The organism is Bradyrhizobium sp. AZCC 2289, assembly GCF_036924615.1.
Lineage (GTDB): Bacteria > Pseudomonadota > Alphaproteobacteria > Rhizobiales > Xanthobacteraceae > Bradyrhizobium.
Window position 1 is genome coordinate 1 of the sequence record NZ_JAZHRY010000001.1, and the last position, 21,709, is coordinate 21,709.

A 21,709-nucleotide genomic window follows, 5' to 3' on the forward strand; every position below is an offset into this window, starting at 1 on the left:
AGCTTTGACGATCCGATCGCGCTGCCCGACGGCCGCAGTTTGCTCACGGATATCCCGCACTGGCAGACCGCAACTCTGACACTGATCGACTGCGCCACCAGCACCACGACGCATGGCCACGAAGGCTTGCAAGGTCGTCAAGTCTGCGCAGCTGTTACGATCATCTGGAATGTGAGTGGTTTCGAGAGGGCGCCGCAAGAGGAACTTACGTCTTCCGATAAGGTTGTTGTGCTCAAAGGAGCACCAGATGTCCGATAACAAGAACCCGAACGAGAAGCAGCCCGGCGAAAAATCGGAAGGAAAGCACCATTACAATCCGGGCAACCAGTCCGGCAAGTCGGCCGAAATCGTTCCCAAAGAAGATGCAGAAAAGAACGACGAGCCGCGTCGCTCATAAGGCCGCTCAGACCCCAAAATTCTAAACAGAAACCCCGCCGGGCGTGAACCGGCGGGCTGATAAGGCCACGAAACCATTTTTCGAGTCCGCGAAGCCGGCCGGAAACAAACCCGGCCTAGCATTTCCTCATTGGACCAAAGGGGATTCGGCCATGTGGGACCTCATCAACGTTTTGTATCGCGAATATTGCCTCGCACGTCTGGTTGAGATACGGCAGTTGGAACTTAAGAACTGACAGTCGCGACCATGAGAAGCGAAAAGCGGGTCATGGCGACAGTTTTGGCGGCACTGGCAGTTGCCGCGGTGGTCTGGGGAACGATAGGCCCGCCACAACATCATTCGACTAAACCAGCCCGGGTCGCGATCAAGCAATAGTCGCGATCAAGCAATAAAAGAGAGGCCCGACGCACGACGTTGCCGGACGACATACGCCGGCCCGGCCCTCCGCCGGCTGCAGGTCTACAGCAGCCATTCGAATCGCGATCAGCGCAGACCGATGGCCGATGAGGTCCGGTTGTCCGATCTGGAAGCGCGCTTCGATTGCAAGGCGTGTGGCAAGAGAGGCGCCGATGTCCGACCGAATTTCAATTGGACGCCAGAGGACCGGCCGGCGGCATGGAGTATCGGGCGGTCTCAAGTCCCTAAGCACGCGCGGCGCGCTTCAACTAACTGCCAATATTCGTCACGGATGCAGTTTGGCCTGGATTATTGGTCGAGACGGCCCTTATCCTGGCCGCGCGGTCTTTGTCACGCACGAGCGCATTGTATCGATCGATTTGGCCGGCAAGTCTCGACCAGCTCTGGGATAGATTTCTCAGAACCGCGGCCTCAGCTTCATTCTGTACTGATTTCATCAAGCGAAGACATTCCGCCGCCTGGTCTCGGCAATGTTGGGTGCTGTCCATAACCTCAGTAACTCCCATGGGGTTACCCGAGCGGCTGTATACAGAGCTGGCCCCGGTTGTCTGAACAAAAATTCCGCGTCGATAAGTGGAGCCTCTGCCGGGGTTAGGCCGCCGCGCGGGGCGACGGAAGGTTGAAGTAGGCTTGATCCGGGGTCATGTCGTCAAGACTCGAATGAGGACGTCGGCCGTTGTAAAAATCGAGATACCGGCCGATCGAATGTCGTGCCTCGCCGACGCTTTCGTAGGCCCGCAGATAGACCTCCTCGTATTTGACGCTGCGCCACAGCCGCTCGACGAACACGTTGTCCCGCCATGCTCCTTTGCCATCCATGCTGATCGCGATGCCGTTGCTGGCGAGCGCGCCGGTGAAGGCCGCGCCGGTGAACTGCGAGCCCTGATCGGTATTGAAGATTTCGGGCTTGCCGTGACGAGCAAGGGCGTCCTCCAGGGTCTCGATGCAGAAGGCTGCCTCCATCGTGATCGACAGCCGCCACGACAGAACCCGGCGGGTCGCCCAGTCGAGGACGACAGCGAGATACACGAAGCCGCGTGCCATCGGGATGTAGGTGATGTCCATTGCCCAGACCTGGTTCGGGCGCGTGATCTCCATGCCGCGCAACAGATATGGATAGATCTTGTGGCCGGGCTCGGGCTTGGTGGTGCGCGGACGGCGATAGAGCGCCTCTATCCCCATCCGCTGCATCAGCGTTTTGACATGCCGGCGGCCGATCTTGCACCCCTGCAAAGCCAGCAGGCCTCGCAACATGCGCGAACCGGCGAAAGGAAACTCCAGGTGCAGCCGGTCGAGCCGCGGCATGATCGCGAGGTCGGCAGACGACACCGGGCGCGGCAGATAATAAACGCTGCCGCGGCTGATCTTCAAAACTTTCGCCTGCTTGGTGATCGGCAGATCGTGCTCACGGTCGATCATCGCTTTGCGCTCAGCAATCCCGCCTTGGTGAGCGCTCCTTCTAAAAAATCGTTCTCCAGCGTCAGTTCCCCGATCTTGGCATGCAGCGACTTCACATCAATCGCGGGTAACCGCGTAGCGTTACCGTGACCTGGCCCAAACACATCGGCGGCGCCGCCTTCAAGCTGCGCTTTCCACGATGTGATCTGATTGGGGTGGACGTCGAACTGCTCCGCCAGTTGAGCCAGTGTTCGGTCGCCCTTGACGGCAGCAAGTGCCACCTTCGCCTTGAAAGCCGGGGTGTGGTTCCGGCGTGCTCGTCTGCTCATCGTCTCTCCTGATTCGCGGGCCAATCTTGCCCGCCGTCAGGCAGAAACTCCACTTATCGCCCTGTTCAGATTTCCGGAGCCGGCTCTTACTTCATCAAATGAGCGGCCCTGACGGATAGCGCCGCCCCAAGCTGAGTATGTTCGCTCGGGTATGCAATATTTCCGCAGTCGGGTGCTTAAATTCCCGGCAGATTTAAACTAAGCACGAAGCATGCCAAAGTCGGAGGTGTTCTTTGCCTTGGTCGCGCGAATTCGACGATAGGTGGAAGCCTTTCGACCGATCCTCACGAATCAATTTAAGAGCCCGCTGCGTGAAACCGGGATTTGATGGCCGACGACGAAACCCTGACACCCCATACGACTGTGATCGCTGGCGAGCGCTGCCCGAACGACTGGCAAGTGATCCGGCGGGGAAATGAAAGAGGCCGCCAACTGAGGTACTCCAAACTAGTTCGGAACGATCAGCCGAGTTGCGGTAATTTGGTTCACCGTTGGCCGCTTGTTTCCGCGTTGCCAGCGGTTGGAATGGGCGGCCCCAGCTCAACCCCAGCCCCCCTGCTGCTGGGGCCGCTGCTTCTCCGCGACGCGCGAATTGAACGAGGCCGCCAACTGAGGCGACCCAAAAACAACGCCGGCCGGAGCGGAATATATTCGCTCGGCGCGGCGTCGGCATTTCCCCGGCTGGGTCTTTAAATCCCAGCGATCTAACTGTGTCGCAGGTTAATGAAGCTACGATAACAATGGCGGCCCGGCCGCGTCCCCCGTCAGTCGCGCGCCGGGCCTCACCAGTCGTTACAGACGTGGCGTATGATCACGACTAGCTGTGGAAAGTATGCCGCAATGATGCGAGTCTGGAAATGGATTGTCCCCGCTTTACTGGCTGTACCGTAAGCCTAAGTGCGACGTCCTTTGTGCCGTCGAAAACCTCAAGCACCTGGTCGCAGACCAAACAGCGAAATTCTCCCTTGGGCCCAGGTCGCGAGGCTAGTTCGATCCGTCGATAGCCGCCGTTGCATGCGGGACAGGTGACGTCGGATTTGATCATGAGCAGGCTCCCATCCCGTAGTTCCACGGAATACAGGAGACCTTGATGACGCTTTTATGACGGTTAGCGCGACGTTCATCCTGCCAATGATCAACACGATTGCGGCTAACAGAGTGAAGAGGCCGCCAACTGAGGCGGCATTACTTCTTCTAGGCTGGTTCTGGTGGTTGGAGTCCCGGAGAGGAAAGCCACTCGTTTATTCGAGAGGCGGTTTCAGCTTGACGGGCTTTGCGTAAAAGGCCTTCGCGCACGGCGCCAGGTGGGAGCGACTTGGCTTTCTCTCGTAGACGCTTCGCTTCTTCGGAAAGACGTTCTTCAAGGGATTTGGTCTGTTTGAAACGGCGACGCAGCATGACTCCATCTCCTGCATACGGGTCCTAATCCGTGGGGTTTTGCAGTTCCAATCCTAATATGCCGGCGTTCGGCGGTCGGTTCCAAAGTGAACATTCAAATTGGGACAAGACGAAATTCTACTCAGGACACTTGGGGTTAAATACGGACAGTACCCCCCGACCCATAGGAACGCATCGTGATCTTGGGACCGATTCGGGAACATGGCGCGTTCTTATGGGCGGGCGTCCGGACCGGGCTCACCGAGGCCGACCTTCGGCCAAGAAGATGCCGAGCGCAGCGCCGAGGCGCTGGCGCGATATGAGCGGAAGGGCGGGAAGTAACGGGGTCGGGAGAGCGCCCGCTTGTGTTTTGTCTCTCGTTTTGTACGCCGCGCAAAATCGCGCAGAGAAAATATCTAACTTTCAATGGGTTATTGGTACAGTTAGAAGTTCTCCGAGTGCGCCAGCATCTGCTACGTACTAAACCGCTAAGCAGCCCAATTGGCGATCTACGAAGCGCGTCCTTGATATCGGTCAGCTAAACTCGAGCGAACAATCCGCGTGCCGTGCGCGCGTGGTTCGCTTCGCGCGCCTCTGGATCGGTGAAAAACCGCACGCCACACGTTTCCGACCCGAGCAGCCACCCTTCTTGCCGCCTTCCAGACTTCGAGAGATTCGACGATCTCCATCATTGTTCGCCAATACCGGTATCCCCACGCAAACGCCGGGATCGACAACAGCTTATCCTTGTTCAACTGAAACAGCCGTTCCACGACGGTGAGCTTCAAGACTTCGGCTGTAATAAAAATGACCGCTCCCGCGAAGAAATGCCCGGTCCCGATCAAATAGCCGCTCAAAGGTTTCGCCGGCTCGAGGATGATCACCGGCACCGCAAAAAGCGCAAGCGAAGGATACGGCCGCAATGAAGTGATCCAGAGCCGCACGCGCTCAAACAGCCTCTGTCTTGCAATCCATACTGTGATCGGTCGCGTGACATAGGAAAAGACGCCGTCGACGATGAAATAGACGAGCGCGATCCCGAAAATCGGTGTGTTCCATACCCGGGTCATGTCCCCTCCGTCGTATCAATTCGGACGCCAACGATGTGTTCCCCGGAGCCGGCCGGGAGACCAAGGAACCGGGAGCAGGTCCCGGGCATGGAAGCACCCGAAACGACGCGAAAAAAAGCGACATCGCGGCCAGCAAGCAGCCTTCCCGCGCAATCGTTTCCTCAAAGCCGAGTTCATGCGGCCGTTGTGTCAATCGAGCGGCGTATCACCCGCTGCACTTCCGCATTCGATAGAAACAAATCGTGGTTGATGATGCCCCAGCCGCTATCGGAAGCGTCGATCACGCGCACCCCCAGCCGTTCGATGACCGCCTTCTCGGCGGCGCCGACCCGTGTCATGCCACCAGCGATTTGTCCCGACAGCGCCAACGCCCGATCGTTCGTCGCGGCGATCACGGTGATCTTGCCAGCGAGCGGACCGATGCGGTGGATCGCCGACGAGAACACGTCCATATCGATGTCCGGCGCGGCAAACACCACCGCCCCGATCCTGCTCGCAATGGTGTCTCCGTATCGCGCATAGAGCTGACGCAGGCTTTCCAGCGCCAGCATGGTTCCCATACTGTGCGCGATAATGTGGACGCGGCCGCTACCCGGGGTCGACACGATGGAAGAGAGTACGCGCTCGAAGTCGTCGCGCGACCACATCGCGCTGTCGCGGTCATAGGCGTAGTCGAACAGTCCCGCCTTCGAAGGCCAGGAGAATAGCATCGTCCGGCCGCGGAACTTGATTCCATCGGAAAGGTGCGCGGCATCAAGCGCCGCCGTCTCGAACGTCTGCTTGAAGCCGTGGACGTAGATCAGGACGTCTGGTCCGCCGCTGGCTTGCGCAAGAAGATCGCCGACCTCCCCCGACAGCGGCTCGACCTGATCAAGACGCCAGTCGGCAAGTCCAACTGAGGCGAGCGAAAGGCGGCCGTCGTCCGGCGGCACCAGCTTCGCCCGTGCAACCGTCATCGCAGACGCGCGTTCCGGCCCGAACCAGGGCTTCGCGCGCCCGCCATTCACCCGCTTGCGTGTGGTTGTGACGAGCAATGTAGGGTCTGTTGAGAGCGAGGAAGCGTCGAAGCTCGCGCCAGTCGCGCCCAAGCCAGCGCATCCGCCGAGCGCAAGCGCGCCGGTTAGGGACGAAAGCCCGGCCAGCAGCGCGCGGCGAGACACAACAACGTCTTGGTGCAGCAAATATGGGACGATCACACGGAACCTTCAGGAATACTGCCCGCTATTGGACCAGCCCCACTAAGCTTCCTGAACGACAATGGCGGCGAGAAATGGGCGGGCGGCCCTATGGACGTCGTGCAAAATCTCGGGCCATTGCAGATTTACCGATCGAACCGGTCACGCCAAGACCGCCGCTTGTGCGCTTGAAGCGGCGACGAGCGGTTCAGATCGCTTTGAAATCTACTTCGATCCGCCAAGCAGCCGGAGCGCTTCCACAAGGTGCCGATTTTCCTCGGGCGTGCCGATGCTGATCCGCAGTTTATCCCGCAGTCCCTCCTCGTTGAACCATCGCACAAAGATGCGTTGGGCCATGAGAGACCGATAGACTTTCTCCGCGCTGTGCCATCGTCCGCCGTCGGGAACGGTCGCGAGGAGAAAATTCGCCTGCGACGGCGAGCATGGCAAACCAATCGCGGTCAGGGCGAGCTTAAGCGCGCTCCGCTCATGGCGCACCGCCTCCCAGCTTCTGGCCGCGGATCTGATGTCTTCGAGTGCGGCTGTCCCAACGGCTTGTGCGATGGCGTCGACGTTGTAGGAATCCTTCGTCTTCGACAGCATGGGAGCAACGAGGTCGGCAGCGCCGAGGCCGTAGGCGAGCCGCAGCCCCGCGAGCGAATAGCCTTTGCTGAGGGTTCGCAGCAGCAGCACATTGGGACAGGCGGCGACCAAGGTGGATGTCTCATGGCCAATCTCGGGATCGACAAAGTCGACATAGGCTTCGTCGACGAGCAGCACGCCGCGGAAGGTCTGCGCGAGTTTATGAAGGTCGACTGCCGAGACAAGAGTGCCTGATGGCGCGTGAGGGTTGGTGATGATCGCGAGCGGGGCTCCCGCCGCATTCCATCGGTCGGCGGTGTCATCGGGAACCGACCAATCCTTGCCAAGCGGTACGCCGGCGAGCGGACTGCCATGGACGGTCGCCAGAACGGAATAGAGAGTATAGCTCGGCGTCAACAGTCCGAGCGGCTTTCCGTGATCGAGGAATGTCGTCAACGCCAGTCGGAGCAGCTCATCGCCGCCGTTGGTCGCTATGACGTTTGCAGGCGCGAGGCCTTGCAGGCGAGCGACGCTGGCGCGAAAGCTACCTGCAAGCGGATCCGGATAGCGCCGCAAGCTGTCGAGCGGAAACGAACTCAGGACGTGCGCAATTGCGGGGCCGGGCGGATAGGGATTTTCGTTGGTGTTCAACTTGATGGCCGGCGTGTCCGGCTGCTGGCCCGGCGTGTAGCCCTGCATGACCTTGAGATGGGCGCGTTCGTAAGTCATGCGGGAATGCCTGTCGTTCGGGATGCGCGGGTCATATGGGCGTGCCTCGGGCCCGCTGCAGGTGTCGTTTATATAGCGGCATTATCGTCGCCCGTCGGCTCTGTCGGGTAAAGTCGCCCTATCACCTCCCCGGCAAAGGATACCGGATGTTTGGCTGGCTAAAGCGCGCTCACCCGCCTACGACGGAGCAACAGCGTCAGGTGGCGCAGGCTCTGGCTGACTATCCGCCCCATGCGCCGCCCGCGTGGAATCCAGACACCAAATCGCCGCGCGAATACAACGAGGAGTACCGGGAGTACTTCTTCGCCCGCGCGCCGGAAATTCGAGCCGCCGGCACGATCAAGGCCTAATAAAACCTCGCTCCAGGACGGCAAAACCGAGGCGAAAGGGGCACCCCATTTGGCATACCCCCGGCCATGGAGGGTTGCCGCCACCACAACAGATCAGCTAAATCGGCGAGTTGCTTGGGGATGGAGCTCCGGCCGCCGTGGCGGCGTGGAAGATTCCCATTGCGAGCGAAAGAATGAAAGCGAATGACATGAGACAGATCATCCTGGCGTTGGCGCTCCTGTGGCCCGCCGCCGTGTTCGCCCAGACCACCCCACCCCCGGCCAGCCCACCGACGGTCGGCGACAAGCCGCTGGTGCAGGTCGACTCGAAGAAGCCAAAAGCGGCCGGCAAGAAGTCAGAGGCGCCCGCCAAGCCCCAATCCATCGCCCAGAAGCTGCAGGCGTGTCAGGACATCGACGACGCGACCAAGGACCGGCTGAACTGCTACGATGCGATCTTCAAGCCCACGCCGAAGCCAAAACCCCCGGCGGCCAAGGGCGTCAATGATTGCCGCTTCCTGAAAGAGGAAGACGAGCGGCTGACCTGCTACAACGGCTTTGCCGACAAGATCCCGAAACTGCCGAAGTAAGCAGAAAGCCGACCTGGCCGTCCGCCTTCGCTCATTGAGCTACGGCGGACAAGTCGCTGCCCGTGAACGTGGAGTGTCACCTCACGCGGCGCGCGTTACCAGGTGCTGTTCCAGATCGGGCCGCCGAAGAAGCCGAAATGCGGTTGCTGCTGTGCAAAGCGCAGCGGCGGGTTCGCGGGCGGGTACATGCGAACCTTGGCGATCCTGCGTTTCTTTGGCGCCTGCGGCTGTTCGAGCTTCTTGGCGTCGGGCGGGACAAACTGCGCAAAGGTGTTGCGCACACGGGCCTGGGCCGAGGCATCGGCTGCGGGAGCCAGCGGGGCGGCAGCGGCGACAACGGTCCTGGCCGCCGGCGGCACGATCGTGGGCAGGCTGGTGTCGTACACCACCCGCTCCGGCAATTTCTGGACGGAATGTATTCGCACGGTCGACTTGTCGATTCCGGGGGCGCTGTGGCTCGCCACCGCGAACTCCTGCGGCATAAAGGCGTCGACCGCGAACAGCAGCGCGAGGAGTACTCCGCCGATATACAGGAAATAACGCGCCACGGGCATTGGTATCGCTCCCCCCGCGCGATCGCGCGGTTCATCGCCTAACGGGTGATGTAGTGATTAGTTCCTGACGCCGCATTGAAGGTTCAAACAGCGGCGGTCACTTTTTCGGGTTCCGGGGTTAAATCCGGCTGGCCGTCACCAGCGAGCATTTCGCCCTATTCGCATTAATATTGACGAACCCCACCAGCATACCGGAATAGGTCTTCCGGCTCTTCATGCTGATGACGTCGCCGATCACGCGTTTGCGATCCGTCAAATGGCTGCCGTCGCGGCGCGCAAAGGCGCAGTCGATCTCGATGTCCTTGACCGCGAAGTCGTTGCGGTTGCGCAGCGTGAGCGTGACCAGGGCCTTGGAACCCAGCCCGCCACGGCGCCAGGATTGCGCGGAAATCTTCAGGCCGTCGAGCGGCGATTTGGCCGGCGCCGTGGTTTCGGTCGCAACCGCGGCAGGCGCGGCCGCGTCGGCGGGCGCCGTTGCCTCGGTCGACTGCGTCGGCGCGGTCGCCGGATCAACCGGTGCCGCATTTTGCGCAGGCCCTGCAATCACGGCGGGCACCGGTGCGGATTGGTCCTCTGCGTCGCTTGGGTCCGGAAGCATGATCCAGGCTGCAAATCCGGCGATGGCGACGACAGGCAAAACGACAAGCCTTGCCTTGTCGTGTACGGACGACCAATAGCCGATCCTCATAGCCGCGCCCTCAACCGGCGGCGAGCCAGGTGCCCCGCCGCGCATGAAAAAAGCCGTACGGGCTTACACCATACGGCCTTTGTCACGACTGCCGCTGTACGGTTCCGCCGCGTTCCATTCATCAATAGCGCTGGAACGAAATGGTTTCATGCCGGCGTGACAATTTTGCGGCGGCAGCCCTTGTTTGCGTAAGCAGCCATTGGCATGGCGGATGCCCGGCCGCTAGGATTGCGCGGCCGCAACACCCGGAAAGCCAGCCACGGCGCCGCAATCACAAAAATGCAGGGAGACCCAAGATGCCGACCGTAACCTGGGACCACGTCCATTTGCGCAGTCCCGATCCCGAAGCGACCGCGGCCTGGCTGCACGATATCCTCGGCGGCGAGATCATCCGCGGACCCGGGCGGATCGACGTCAAGCTCGGCGGCGCCAATGTGTTCATTGCGCCGGTCAAGGCCGGCGACAACGCACCGCCGGTGACGCCCTATCAGGGTCTCGATCATATCGGCCTGACGGTGAAAGACATCGACGCGGTCGCCGCCGAGATCAAGGCCAAGGGCGTCGAGTTCACGCGAGAGCCGACCACGATCCGGCCGGGCGTGCGCATCTGTTTCATCCGCGGGCCGCAGGGCATCTCGGTCGAGCTCCTGGAGCGCGACAAGAAATACGCGTGAGCACGGCGCGCCGTCCGACGCAAACCAAAGACCGCTACGTCATGCTGCCCGGCGCCCGCCTGCGCTGAAGCTTCCGCCTTCGCCGACGCTTCCGCCTTCGCTAACGCTTCGGCGGACACGTCGGCGGACGGGCTCTTGCACCGGACAGGTCATGTCATCGATCCCGGCATGAAGCAGCGGATGGTCAGTCCGCCATAGCCGCGGATCGGCCACACCATGGTTCGGCCGACGCGATTGGGTTCGGTGATGACGGCGTCATCGGGCACCTCGACCCATTCGCCTTCGATCCGCACGCGGTAATGTCCGTTGCTGGATTCCCAATCGACATCGCTGACCGCGGTGCCGTCGGCGTCGGAGCAACACGGCCCCTTGCCGCTTTTCAGGCTGTCGAACCATTGCTTGAGCGGCGAGTTGGCGTAACGGCCGTCCGGATCGCGCGCATGCGCGGGATACGCGGCCGCTGCCGTCAACATCGCCGCCAGCGCTATGCTCAGTGGCATCCTCATACGCCGACGTGTCCGCCGAAGCGTCAGCGTCAGCGAAGGCGGATGGCGATCCGCAATTCTACGGTCGTCACTCTCGGTGCATCGGCGCGCCATGTGGCCGCCGGAATTGTTCCAGTGGGTCACCTGTCTCTTGCTCCAGCACCCGCCGGCCGGTGCCGAAATCAACTATGCATTTCGCGGGCCAGTTTGATTCGAGTTGCCCCAGCCGTCATCCCGCTGTCACATAATCCGGCTGGCAGGAACCGAGGGTCTGACCCGCCCCCACCGGCCAGCGGTCAAGCTGTCGCGTTGCGCGGGGTGCTGCGCTTTGGCATAAAAGACTACCGGCACCGGGGACAACGGGCGCGCCGGCAGCGGTACGTCATGAAGAACGGCCTGTATTCGATTCACGTCACTTTGCTGGACGGGCGCGTCGGCAAGGGCAGCGGCGTGATTCTGTTCCGCGATGGCCAAATCCTCGGCGGGGACGCCTATCTGTTCTACACCGGCAGCTACACGGTCAAGGGCGATACCTTCAAGGGCGAGGTGCTGGTGCAGCGTCACACTTCCAGCCCCGATGCCAATCCGCTGTTCGGCGGACCGAACCCGGTCGGCATCGGCGTCACCGGCACCTTCACCGACACCCGCGCCACCATGAACGGGACGGCGCTGGTCGGAAAAGCCAGCCAGATTTTCGGCGCGACGCTGCGCAGGCTGGCGGACACGAATTAGGGCGTGATCCTTCTCCCTCGCCCCGCTCTTGCGGGGAGAGGGTTGGGGTGAGGGGCTGCTTCCACGCATTCGACTCGCGGAGAGTCCCCCCTCACCCGGATTGTGCTTGCGCGCAATCCGACCTCTCCCCGCTTGCGGCCGCAAGCGGGCGAGGTGATCCGAACTAGCCGCTTACATGAAACAGCTATTCCGCCGCCTGCTCCAGCGGCGCTGTGCGCGGCAGGATCATCTGGATCCGCGTGCCGCCGCCGGGTTCGGAATCGAGGTCGAGCCGGCCGCCGAGGCGGTTGGTCACGATGCTGTAGACGATGTGCAGGCCTAAGCCCGTGCCGCCCTGATCGCGCCGCGTCGTGAAGAACGGATCGAACGCGCGGCGGCGGACGTCGAGGCTCATGCCGCAGCCGTCGTCGGAAAACAGCACCTCGACATTGTCCTTGCCGGACTCCCGCACCTGGATATCGACCGTGCCGGGCTTGCCGTCCGGGAACGCGTGCGCCACCGAATTCAGGAACAGATTGGTCAGCACCTGCCCGTACGGGCCGGGATAGCTGTTCATGATGAGGTTGGGCTGGCAATCGACGTTGAGCGTCAGATTGTGCTTGCGCAGGCCCGGCCGCAGACTCATCACCACTTGCTCGGTGAGATCGCCGAGGTCGAAATTGCGCTGGTCCGAATAATTGCGATCCGCCGCGACCTGCTTGAACGAGGTGATCAGTTCGGCAGCGCGATTGAGATTGGCGACCAGTTGCGACGACGCATCGCGGCTGGTGTCGAGATAATCATTCAGGCTGGAGCGCCGCAATTCGCCGCGCGCGACTTCGGCCGCGAACATCGCGGTCTTGCGCTCCAGTGCGGAGGCGACCGTCAGGCTGATGCCGACGGGATTGTTGACCTCGTGGGCGACGCCCGCCACGAGGCGCCCGAGGGCGGCGAGCTTTTCGGCCTCGATCAGCGAGTTCTGCGTCTCCCGCAGATTGCGCAATGCCGCTTCGGCGGCGTCCTTGGCCTTGCGCATCTCGAACTCGACGCGCTTGCGTTCGCCGATGTCGAGCGCGACGGTGACGATGTTTTCGATCTCGCCCGCGGTGTCCAGGATAGGCAGCTTGTTGACCAGCCATTGCCGCATATTGCCGGCGGAATCCTTGTATTCCTCTTCGTAAAAGCCGAGTTCCCGGCCGCCCGCCAGCACCCGCTTGTCGTTCTCGTCGGTCTTTGCAGCGCCGTAGCGCGACATCAGGTCCTGCGTGGTCTGGCCGATCGCGTCCTGCGGCTCGATGCCGAAAATGCCGGCCATGTAACGGTTCATCAGCACATAACGCAGCTTCCTGTCCTTGACGTTGATTACCGCGGGCACCGTGTCGATCACCATCTGCAGCAAACGGCGGCCTTCGGCGATCGCATCTTCGGCGCGCTTCTGGTCGGTGATGTCGCGCACCGTTCCTTCGTAGCGGACCACCTCGCCAGCCTCGTTGCGCACCGCGCTGGCGCTGTCCGAGAGCCAGAGCACCGCGCCGTCGCGGGCGCGGACCTGGTATTCGAACTCGCGGACCATGCCGTCGCGTTCCATCAGCTTCTGAAATTGCGTCCGCGCCGCCCTATCGACATAGACGGTATCGGCGATGTCGCCGATGCCGTTGATCAGGGCGTACGGCGTGGCGTAACCCATCATCCGCGCCAGCGCCGGATTGGCGTTGAGCAGCGCGCCGCCCGGTGTCGTGACGTAAATGCCGTCGACCGACGCCTCGAACAGTTTGCGATAGCTCTCCTCGGCAAGGCGCTGTTCGGCCAGAGCGCGCACCGCCGCTTCCCGCGCGGCGTCGGCATCGACCAGGGTCTGGCGGAATACTTCGGCGGCGCGGGCGATATCGCCGATCTCGTTGTCGACGTCGGTCTGCGGGATCGAGGCGCTTTTCTCGCCGCCCGCCACCGCGCGGATCGAGGTCGCAATCGATGCCAGCGGGCGCACGGTACGGCGCACCACCAGCAGTGCTGCAAACAGTCCGATCAGGACGCCGGCGGTGCCGAGCACGATGCTTTGCCATCTGGCTTCCGTCAGCGTTCTGGCGAAATCGCGGGACAGAACATGGCCCTGGCGCGCGCTGACCTCGCGCAACAATTCGGTGACGCGCTGGATCAGGCGGCCCTCGGCGCCGAGCACCTCCTTGTCGATATCGGATATCTGGCGTTCGCGGATCGATATGCCGACGATCGCTTCGGCGTAATTGTCGACAGCCATGCGGAGTTTTGGATCCGGGATCGACATCGAGCGCATGGTTTGCGCCGCCTGTTCGGCAGCCGACGGATTGTGCGCCAGCAGCGCAGAAGCGATGCGGCTTTGGGTCTGGGACAGCGTTGAGGAGATGTTGGGATCGGGACTGTCGGCGACGGCCTCGTCGAATTTCTCGCGCAGCGGCGGCAGCCCGACGATCATTTCTGCGCGGCGGTTGATCAGCGCCGAGATCCGCTCGATGCCGCTGCGGTAGGTCGCCAGCCGTTCGGTGACGCCATCGATCATGTCCTGCTGTTCGGGGGCAAGCTCCAGCCGGGTCTTCTTCAGGACCTCGCTCAGCGAGGTCGCGGCTTCGCCCACCTGGACCGATTGGGTGCCGGGGTCAGTGACGAAATCGCGCGCCGCCAGCCGCAATTCGTTCATGCGCCGGTCGATGTCCTCGGCGAGGTCGCCGACGCTCTGCAACCGCTGCAGCTCGCCAAAGGTCGCGTCGAGATGGCGGATGGCGATGACGCTGGCGGTCGAAGTGATGATGATCACCGCGAGCACCAGCAGGAAGCTGCCGAACGTCAGCTGACCGATCGAAAGCGAGAACGATCGCGTCATTGGCGAATTCGGCGGCAATTCAGAGGTCATGTTATTGAGGCCGGGCTCCAAACGGTCGTAATATACGATGTATTTCGGGCGATGGGGAACATGCTGAAAATGACGGAGAAACCGGCCAGATTCGCCAGATCGCTCGCCCAGTACATAGCCTTGTACATCACGTTGGGTGTCACATTCGCGATTCTCGCTGCACCAATCCGGGATTCCGCGGCGGCAGCGGCCGAGCGGAGTGCCCGGATGGCGAAATTCACGCGGCCCGCCAGCGTGCCGTTTCCGGCGGAAAACCCCTACTCGCCCGAGAAGGCTGAACTCGGGCGTAGGCTGTTCTTCGACCCCCTGATGTCGGCCTCCGGCACCATTTCCTGCGCCACCTGCCATCATCCCAGGCTGGCCTGGGGCGACGGCCTGCGGCGTAATGACGGCTTAGGATGAGGCGCCAATCGGTGCCACCTTCCTTGCCGGGATCGTCATCGCAGCCACGCCGACGACCACGCAAGCCAGCCCGATCCACGCGGTCGGGGCCAAACTCTCGCCAAGGAACAGCACGCCCAGCGCGACACCGATAGGTACGCGCAGATAGGCCTGCGCCGTGGTGCCGACCGATCCCAGGGTCTGGATCAGGCGGAAGTAAATGACGAAGGCGAACGCGGTCGAGAATACCGCAAGGCCCGATAGCGCCAGCAACGAACTCGCCGATGGCGCCAGCGTCCAGGGCTGGTCCACCACCAGGCTAAGCGGGATCAGGATGGCCGCGCCACACAGCAGCGAACCTGCCGCCGACGCCATCGGGTCGAGGTCTTTAAAGCCTCGGCTGAAGATCGCCGCGCCCGCGTAGCAGATCGCGGCAAGCACGGTGACGATTTGCGCGGTCAACTGCTCGCCCAACCCGGCCAGCGCCTGCACGCCGACGATCAGGCAGATACCGGCCATGCCGGCGACGACGCCGAGCAGTTTTCGCGACGTCAGCACCTCATGCCGCGCGACGGACAGCGTCAGGAAAAAGGTAAAAATCGGCGAAGTGGAATTGAGAATGGTCGCCAGCCCTGCGTCGAGCGAGCGCTCGCCCCAGGCGATCATGGTCCAGGGGATCACGCTGTTGAGGCAGGCCTGAAACATAAAGCGCCGCCAGGTCGCAGCGTCGCGGGGCATTTTCAGCCCGCGCCATTGCATGATCGCCAGCAGCAGCACGCCCGCAATCGCGGTGCGCGCCGCGATCAGCGTGATCGGCGGAATGGTCGCGACGCCAAGCTTGATGAAGGTATAGGATGCGCCCCACAGCGTGGCCAGCAGGACGAGCAGCGCCAGTTCGACGGCCATGTTGGGGTGGCGCGGGTGGGATTCTTCCATGTCGGTTTTCCGGCCCTCGATTGATCGAAGCGGAATCTACATGGTGAAGGCAACAGAATACTTCGTTGCGCGCCGAAGTGTGCTAACCCAGCGCGCCGACTTCGAACACCTCGCCGTCATAGCCGGCCTCGCGCGGAATCCGGAGCTGACGGCCGCCGTTCAATTTCGTCATCACCGGCGTCACTGTCACGACCGGCTTGCCGCGGCTGTCGTCCAGCGCTGCCTTTACGCTGGCCTGTTTGCCGAGCTTGATCAAATTGCGGGTGGTCGGGAATGGCAGCTTGAAGCGGCCGGTTTCGCCGCCTTCCAGCGCCTCGCGCGGCGACACCCAGATCGAGTCGGTGGATTCCTTGCCGTCATGGGCGCCGGCCTGTTCCGGAGGGGCTGCGGCGAGGAAGAACCAGGTATCGAAGCGCTTTGGCATGCCCTCTGGCGTGATCCAGTGCGCATAGGGCACGAGTTCGTCGAGCGCTAGCAGCATGCCGTTGTCGGTGAGCACTTTCAGGAAGCTGATCTTGCCGTCGCACAAATCGGCGCGATTGATGGCCTCGATCTCGCCCGCACGCTTGGCATCGACCAGCGCATTCGATCCCTGCGGCCGCGCCAGCAGGATGCCGCTTTCCTCAAAGGTCTCGCGGATCGCGGCGATGCGGAAACTTAAGCTAGCCTCGTCGAGCTCCTCGCCGCCCGAATAGAGCGCGGGGTTGGCGATGATCTCCTTGTCGCCCTTGTCGACGCTGCCGCCGGGAAACACCAGCGCACCGGAATTGAAGTCGATCTCGTAATGGCGGACCATCATGAAGACTTCGATTTCGCCTTGCGCCGCGCTGTCGCGCAGCAGCAGGATGGTGGATGCGGGACGCGGGGCGACGATCTCGGCCATGGGCTTACTCCTCGGGACCTCATCCCGAGGAGCGGCCCTTGGCCGCGTCTCGAAGGATGATTGGTGGCATTGGGGCCTCATGGTTCGAGACGGCGCTGCGCGCCTCCTCGCCATGAGGAATTTCTAGCCCGCTGCGCTGGATTGCGGTTGCAGATTGGCGCGGCGGTCGACCCGCGCGACCCGCGACAGCAAATAATCCACCTCGGCCTTGGCCGCGGCCGTGATGGTCGCGCCGGGCTTGCGCTGCGCGCTGGAGGCGATGATGCCGCGCTTCTGCAGCACGTATTTGCGCACCGCAAGCCCCGCGCCGGGCTGCTGCTCGTAGCGGATCAGCGGCAGATGCGCGTCGAACAGATTGTGCGCGGCATCGCGTTTTCCCGCCTTCGACAGTTTTACGACATCGATCAGCAATTCCGGGAAGGCGTAGCCGGTCATGGCGCCGTCGGCGCCGCGCTCCATTTCGAAATCGAGGAACAGCCCGCCATTGCCGACGAGAATGGACATCGGTTTCAGCGAGCCGTCCTTCTGGAAGCCGCGCAGCGTGGAGATCTTTTCCAGCCCCGGCCAGTCCTCATGCTTGAGCATGACGCAGGACGGTGAGTCCATCACGATCTTGCGGATCACGGCGGGCGTGAACACCACGTTGAGGGTCAGCGGATAATCCTGCAGCACCCAGGGAATGTCGTTGCCGATCGCTTCCTGGGCCTGCTTGAAATAACCGGTGATCTGATCGTCGGTGCGCAGATGCGGCGGCGGCGCGATCATGACGCCGGCCGCACCGGCATCCATCGATTTTTGCGCCAGCGAGCGCATGGTGGCAAATCCGGGCGCGGAGACGCCGACGATGATCTGCATGGTCTTGGCGCGCTTGACGAAGCGGACCGCGACCTGCTCGGCCTCGGCGGCATCGAGCTTCGGCGCCTCGCCGAGAATGCCGAGCACGGTGACGCCGTCGCAGCCGACTTCGGCGTAGAAGTCGGTCAGCCGGTCGATGGATTTGTCGTCGATGCGGCCATCGTCGTGGAACGGGGTCGGCGCGATCGCGAAGGTGCCTGCGGCCTGGGCGGTGAGTTTTGTCATTTGTGCCTCTATCCTCTTTCGTCATTCCGGGGCGCGAAGCGAACTACGATGTGCAATTGCACATCGGGGAATCTCGAGATTCCGGGTCTGGTCCTTCGGACCATCCCGGAATGACGGTAAACTCAAAACCTTCGCGCGCCCATCTTGATCTGCTCCTCGGAGAAGAAGATCTCCTTGGCGTGGTCGACGACGTCCTGGGCCTTCCAGCCCGTATGCGGCGGCTTCCAGCCGTCCATTTCCATCATCCGCATCTCGCGGACGCCGCGGGGGCCGGAGACGCCGAGCACCTTGCCGGTCTGGTCGCCCGACAAATCGCTGACCATGTATAGCACGGCCGGTGCGATGCCGTCGGGACCTAAGGCCAGGCCGGGGTTTTCCTTGTAGCGCGGCAGGTCCGCGGTCATGCGGGTCAGCGCCCCCGGCGCCAGGGTCCAGATCCGGATGTTGTATTTGCGGCCCTCGATCGCCAGCACGTTGGACAATCCCCAGATACCGCCCTTGGCGGCGCCGTAATTGGTCTGGCCGAAATTGCCGATCAGGCCCGAGGTCGAGGACGTATTGACGATGACGCCGCCGCCGTTCTCGCGCATCCATTTGAACACCGGCTGGGTGCAGCAGAAGGTGCCTTTCAAATGCACCCGGATCACCTTGTCCCAGTTGGTCTCGTTCGCCTTGGCAAAGGTCTCGTCGAGCAGGATGCCGGCATTGTTGACGAGGATATCGGCGCGGCCGAAATTCTTGATCGCGTCGTCGAACACCGACTGCCCGCCCGCCATGGTCGAGATATCGGCGCCATTGGCGACCGCGCGGCCGCCTTCGGCCTTGATCGCGTTGACCACTTTTTGCGCCATCGAGACATCGGCGCCGGAGCCGTCGCGCGGTCCGCCGAGGTCGTTGACCACGACCGCCGCGCCTTCGCTTGCAAACAGTTTGGCGTAGGCCTCACCCAGCCCGCCGCCCGCCCCCGTGACGATCGCAACCTTGCCGTCGAGTAATCCCATGGTGTTTCTCCCGTACCTTCGTTTATTTAAACGCCGTCATGGCCGGGCTTGTCCCGGCCATCCACGTCTTTCTTCGTTTCCAAAAGGAAGACGTGGATGCCCGGCATAAGGCCGGGCATGACGAATTACTGATGCGCACCGCCCTCGCCGCCCTAGCCCAGCACCGTCCTGCCGCTCTTGATCACGGTGACGCCCCGCGCTTTCACCTTGGCTTCGAATGAAACCACGTTGCCGTCCTTCCACAATTCCATGGTCACGGTCTCGCCGGGATAGACCGGCGAGGAGAACCGCGCGGAATGCTGTTTGAAGGCGGACGGATCGTAATCGGCATAGGTTTGCAACACGCCGCGGCAGGTGATGCCGTAGGTGCACATGCCGTGCAGGATCGGTCTTGGGAAGCCGGCCTTCTTGGCAAATTCGGGATCGCTGTGCAGCGGATTGCGGTCGCCGCAGAGACGGTAGACCAAGGCCTGATCCGGACGCGTCGAAATATCGACGGTCTTGTCGGGCGCGCGCGTCGGCACCTTGTGCGGATCGGGCTGGCCTTCCGAAGGCCCACCAAAGCCGCCATCGCCGCGTGCGAAGCGCGACGCGACCAGGGTCGCGAGCTTCTCGCCCCTCTCATCCCTGAGCACCGTCTGGTGCCGGATCACCGCGCCCTTGTCCTTGCCCTTGTCGAAGACGTCGAGGACCGTGGAGTCGGCGGTGATGTGGGCCGCGGTCGCAAACGGCCTGTGGAAGGTGATGTCGCGTTCGCCGTCCACCACCATCACGCGGTTGAGATTCATTTCGCCGGGACCCGCGCCCCACGCCGCGACGGAGGCAAAGGTCGGCACCACCTTCAACGCCCGCGCCGTGGCGACGGCCTCGTTGACGAACGCCAGCTCCTTCTCGTCCATGGGGTCAGCGCCCATTCCGATCCCATAGGCGTAGAGCATGACTTCGCGATCGGTGTAGGCGTATTTCTGGCCGAGATTTTTCAGGGCCATCAGCTCATCGTACTTGATAGGCATGTTCGTGCGTCCTCCCGAATTTTTTCTGCTTGTCATGCCCGCGAAGGCGGGCATCCAGTAATCGCCGGTGTTTACTGGATCCCCGCTTTCGCGGGGATGACCACCTGTTGCTGGGCGCGCACCGCGCGCAATCTCGCTACACCGGCGTGAAGAACGGCAGCGGCGCGCCGTCGGTCGGCTTGAACACCACTTTCACCTTCTGGCCGATCTCGAGCTTGTCCATGTCGCAATCGACGATGTTGGTCTGCAGCGACGGGCCTTCCTTCAACGTGACGTAGGCGATCGCGTACGGCCCGGTGGCGGATTTGCGCATCAGGCTGAAGGTGTAGATCGTGGCCTCGCCGGAAGCCTCCTCCCACACCGTCTTGTCGGAAAAGCAGAACGGGCAGATCGAGCGCGGAAAATAATGCGGCTCGCCGCAGGCGGTGCAGCGCTTGATCATGAACTTGCCCGCTTTCGCCGCTTCCCAGAACGCTGCAGTTTCGGGGTTGGTCACCGGCGCCGGATATTTTTTTGCTTCAGCCATCATGCACGCTCCAGGATGCAGGTTGAGGCGGCGTGGCGCACGCCGAGCAGTCCGCCGGTGCCGTGCGCGATCGCGAGATCGCAATTTTTCACCTGCACCTTCGGATGGGCTTCGCCGCGCAACTGGCGCACCGCCTCGATGATTTTCGTCATGCCGCCGCGGTTGACGGGATGGTTGCTGCAGAGGCCGCCGCCATCGGTATTGAACGGCAATTTGCCGACACCGGAAATCAGATTGCCGTCGGCGACGAATTTGCCGCCCTCACCCTTCTTGCAAAATCCCAAATCCTCGATCTGCATCAGCACCGTGATGGTAAAGCTGTCGTAGATCGAGGCGTATTTGATATCCTTCGGCGTGACGCCGGCCTCTTCGAACGCGCGGGGTCCGGACCAGAGGCCGGCGGAGTGCGTCAGATCGAGATCCTTGCCGCCGCGCGGTCCTTTGGTCGACTCGCCGTGCCCGATCAGGCGCACCAGCGGCTTCTTCAGGCTCTTGGCGATCTCCGGCGTGGTCACGATCAGCGCGCCGCCGCCGTCGGTGACGACACAGCAATCCATCCGGTGCAAGGGATCGGAGATCATCGGCGAGTTCAGCACGTCCTCGACGGTGACGACGTCCTTGAGCATCGCGTGCGGATTGTATTGGGCGTGATGCGACGCCGCGACCTTGATCCAGGCGAGCTGCTCGCTGGTGGTACCGTAGTCGTGCATATGGCGCATGGCACACATGCCGTAGGCATTGTGGGTGGTTGCGCCATAGGCCGTCTCGAAATCGGCCTCGGCGCCGGCCGCGCGCGGCGGCATCGGTCCGGTACGCGGCTTGCCCGCCAGCGTAATCAGCGCGATCGAGCACTTGCCGGCGGCGATCGCTTCCGCAGCATGGCCGAGATGGATCAGATAGGAACAGCCGCCGGTATCGGTGGAATCGAGGTGACGGACCTTGAGGCCGAGATAATCGACCATGTTCATCACGCCGCCCGGGGCGTCGCCGGCGCAGAAATAGCCGTCGATGTCGGCCTTGGTCAGCCCGGCATCTTCGATCGCGCCCTTCGCGACCTCGGCATGTAGCTGTGCGGTGGATTTATCGGGTGCGTGCCGGGTCGGATGCTCATAGATCCCGGCAATGTAGGCCTTGCCCTTGATGGTCAAATCGTTCTCCGGTGGCGTTTCTTGTCTCCGGCAGTTTTTCTGGCCTGTAAGGGCTGGCTTGGCAAGTAAGGAAATATTCCGTCTGGCGAGACGGTCGCAGATCGCCACCACCCTCCCCGGTCAAGCGCTGGTCGAGCCGGGCGATGACGTGGACGGTATGGCGCGATCGTAGAGGCCGTCATTGCGAGCGGAGCGAAGCAATCCATTTCTCCGCGTCAAGAAAGAATGGATTGCTTCGTCGCAAGAGCTCCTCGCAATGACGGTAAACACAACTTCCCGTTCTCGCGGCGCGACGCGCCCGAGGTTTGCAGGTCATTTTCGCACCTCTCGAAAAGAGAGGGCGCAGGGA

The 21,709-nt window shown here is 62.3% G+C and carries 23 protein-coding genes; 7 read left to right on the forward strand and 16 right to left on the reverse strand.

What is annotated here, in order from left to right; genetic code table 11:
- Nucleotides 1-258: hypothetical protein (locus V1289_RS00005; RefSeq protein WP_334395108.1), on the forward strand; the 258-nt coding region annotated here is incomplete at its 5' end.
- A complete protein-coding gene (locus V1289_RS00010; protein WP_334395109.1) occupies nucleotides 248-397 on the forward strand; it encodes a hypothetical protein in 150 nt (49 codons plus the stop codon). The genes V1289_RS00005 and V1289_RS00010, both read left to right, overlap by 11 nt.
- 1,008 nt (nucleotides 398-1,405) lie before the next feature.
- Here V1289_RS00010 and V1289_RS00015 read toward each other — a convergent pair.
- From V1289_RS00015 to V1289_RS00035, 5 genes are all read right to left on the reverse strand, one after another.
- Nucleotides 1,406-2,541, reverse strand: a protein-coding gene (locus tag V1289_RS00015; RefSeq protein WP_334395110.1) for an IS3 family transposase whose coding sequence is annotated in 2 segments (ribosomal slippage) — nucleotides 1,406-2,283 and nucleotides 2,283-2,541 — 1,137 coding nt in all. Because the reading frame shifts where the segments join, the coding sequence is not laid out codon by codon here.
- Nucleotides 2,542-3,735: 1,194 nt separating this feature from the next.
- Nucleotides 3,736-3,939: a hypothetical protein gene (locus tag V1289_RS00020; RefSeq protein WP_334395111.1), complete on the reverse strand. Its 204-nt coding sequence runs from the start codon at nucleotides 3,937-3,939 to the stop codon at nucleotides 3,736-3,738.
- A 488-nt stretch (nucleotides 3,940-4,427) separates the two neighbouring features.
- On the reverse strand, nucleotides 4,428-4,988 hold the full coding sequence (locus tag V1289_RS00025; protein ID WP_334395112.1) for a hypothetical protein: 561 nt from the start codon (nucleotides 4,986-4,988) through the stop codon (nucleotides 4,428-4,430).
- A gap of 173 nt (nucleotides 4,989-5,161) precedes the next feature.
- Nucleotides 5,162-6,148, reverse strand: a complete 987-nt coding sequence (locus V1289_RS00030; protein WP_334407194.1) for an alpha/beta hydrolase — start codon at nucleotides 6,146-6,148, stop codon at nucleotides 5,162-5,164.
- Nucleotides 6,149-6,388: 240 nt separating this feature from the next.
- On the reverse strand, nucleotides 6,389-7,474 hold the full coding sequence (locus V1289_RS00035; protein ID WP_334395113.1) for a pyridoxal phosphate-dependent aminotransferase: 1,086 nt from the start codon (nucleotides 7,472-7,474) through the stop codon (nucleotides 6,389-6,391).
- Between the two features lie 146 nt (nucleotides 7,475-7,620).
- Here V1289_RS00035 and V1289_RS00040 point away from each other — a divergent pair, with 146 nt between their 5' ends.
- Nucleotides 7,621-7,824, forward strand: a complete 204-nt coding sequence (locus V1289_RS00040) for a hypothetical protein (RefSeq protein ID WP_334395114.1) — start codon at nucleotides 7,621-7,623, stop codon at nucleotides 7,822-7,824.
- A gap of 188 nt (nucleotides 7,825-8,012) precedes the next feature.
- Nucleotides 8,013-8,393, forward strand: coding sequence for a hypothetical protein (locus tag V1289_RS00045; protein WP_334395115.1), 381 nt, complete (start codon nucleotides 8,013-8,015; stop codon nucleotides 8,391-8,393).
- Nucleotides 8,394-8,488: 95 nt separating this feature from the next.
- Here V1289_RS00045 and V1289_RS00050 read toward each other — a convergent pair whose 3' ends face one another.
- The gene (locus V1289_RS00050) at nucleotides 8,489-8,947 is read right to left on the reverse strand and encodes a hypothetical protein (protein WP_334395116.1); all 459 of its coding nucleotides are present in this window, start codon (nucleotides 8,945-8,947) and stop codon (nucleotides 8,489-8,491) included.
- A gap of 118 nt (nucleotides 8,948-9,065) precedes the next feature.
- Nucleotides 9,066-9,635 carry a hypothetical protein gene (locus V1289_RS00055; protein ID WP_334395117.1) on the reverse strand — a complete coding sequence of 190 codons (570 nt, stop codon included), beginning with the start codon at nucleotides 9,633-9,635 and terminating at the stop codon, nucleotides 9,066-9,068.
- 296 nt (nucleotides 9,636-9,931) lie between these two features.
- Here V1289_RS00055 and V1289_RS00060 point away from each other — a divergent pair, with 296 nt between their 5' ends.
- On the forward strand, nucleotides 9,932-10,309 hold the full coding sequence (locus V1289_RS00060) for a VOC family protein (protein WP_309177572.1): 378 nt from the start codon (nucleotides 9,932-9,934) through the stop codon (nucleotides 10,307-10,309).
- A gap of 149 nt (nucleotides 10,310-10,458) precedes the next feature.
- Here V1289_RS00060 and V1289_RS00065 read toward each other — a convergent pair whose 3' ends face one another.
- Nucleotides 10,459-10,938 carry a hypothetical protein gene (locus V1289_RS00065; RefSeq protein WP_442895931.1) on the reverse strand — a complete coding sequence of 160 codons (480 nt, stop codon included), beginning with the start codon at nucleotides 10,936-10,938 and terminating at the stop codon, nucleotides 10,459-10,461.
- 240 nt (nucleotides 10,939-11,178) lie between these two features.
- On the opposite strand from V1289_RS00065, the gene V1289_RS00070 reads away from it, so the two are divergent.
- A complete protein-coding gene (locus V1289_RS00070; RefSeq protein WP_334395119.1) occupies nucleotides 11,179-11,526 on the forward strand; it encodes a GrlR family regulatory protein in 348 nt (115 codons plus the stop codon).
- A gap of 184 nt (nucleotides 11,527-11,710) precedes the next feature.
- Here the strand turns inward: V1289_RS00070 and V1289_RS00075 are convergent, their stop codons facing one another.
- Nucleotides 11,711-14,392 carry a PAS domain S-box protein gene (locus tag V1289_RS00075; protein ID WP_334395120.1) on the reverse strand — a complete coding sequence of 894 codons (2,682 nt, stop codon included), beginning with the start codon at nucleotides 14,390-14,392 and terminating at the stop codon, nucleotides 11,711-11,713.
- A gap of 207 nt (nucleotides 14,393-14,599) precedes the next feature.
- Here V1289_RS00075 and V1289_RS00080 point away from each other — a divergent pair, with 207 nt between their 5' ends.
- Nucleotides 14,600-14,794, forward strand: a complete 195-nt coding sequence (locus tag V1289_RS00080) for a cytochrome-c peroxidase (protein WP_334395121.1) — start codon at nucleotides 14,600-14,602, stop codon at nucleotides 14,792-14,794.
- On the opposite strand, the gene V1289_RS00085 is transcribed toward V1289_RS00080, so the two are convergent.
- The 7 genes from V1289_RS00085 to V1289_RS00115 form a co-directional block, all read right to left on the reverse strand.
- Nucleotides 14,786-15,709, reverse strand: a complete 924-nt coding sequence (locus tag V1289_RS00085; RefSeq protein WP_334395122.1) for a DMT family transporter — start codon at nucleotides 15,707-15,709, stop codon at nucleotides 14,786-14,788. The two genes, V1289_RS00080 and V1289_RS00085, sit on opposite strands and share 9 nt — an antisense overlap.
- Nucleotides 15,710-15,791: 82 nt before the next feature.
- Complete coding sequence (locus V1289_RS00090) at nucleotides 15,792-16,592, reverse strand: NUDIX hydrolase (protein ID WP_334395123.1); 801 nt, start codon at nucleotides 16,590-16,592, stop codon at nucleotides 15,792-15,794.
- Nucleotides 16,593-16,715: 123 nt separating this feature from the next.
- Entirely contained in the window at nucleotides 16,716-17,672 is a 957-nt protein-coding gene (locus tag V1289_RS00095) for a dihydrodipicolinate synthase family protein (RefSeq protein WP_334395124.1), read from the reverse strand.
- Nucleotides 17,673-17,794: 122 nt separating this feature from the next.
- Complete coding sequence (locus tag V1289_RS00100) at nucleotides 17,795-18,673, reverse strand: SDR family oxidoreductase (RefSeq protein WP_334395125.1); 879 nt, start codon at nucleotides 18,671-18,673, stop codon at nucleotides 17,795-17,797.
- Nucleotides 18,674-18,825: 152 nt separating this feature from the next.
- Nucleotides 18,826-19,686 (reverse strand): MaoC/PaaZ C-terminal domain-containing protein, encoded by an 861-nt coding sequence (locus tag V1289_RS00105; protein ID WP_334395126.1) that lies wholly within the window; start codon nucleotides 19,684-19,686, stop codon nucleotides 18,826-18,828.
- A 136-nt stretch (nucleotides 19,687-19,822) separates the two neighbouring features.
- A complete protein-coding gene (locus tag V1289_RS00110) occupies nucleotides 19,823-20,212 on the reverse strand; it encodes a Zn-ribbon domain-containing OB-fold protein (protein WP_334395127.1) in 390 nt (129 codons plus the stop codon).
- Nucleotides 20,212-21,360: a thiolase domain-containing protein gene (locus V1289_RS00115; protein ID WP_334395128.1), complete on the reverse strand. Its 1,149-nt coding sequence runs from the start codon at nucleotides 21,358-21,360 to the stop codon at nucleotides 20,212-20,214. Before V1289_RS00115 ends, V1289_RS00110 begins: the two co-directional genes overlap by 1 nt.
- Nucleotides 21,361-21,709: the final 349 nt, after the last annotated feature.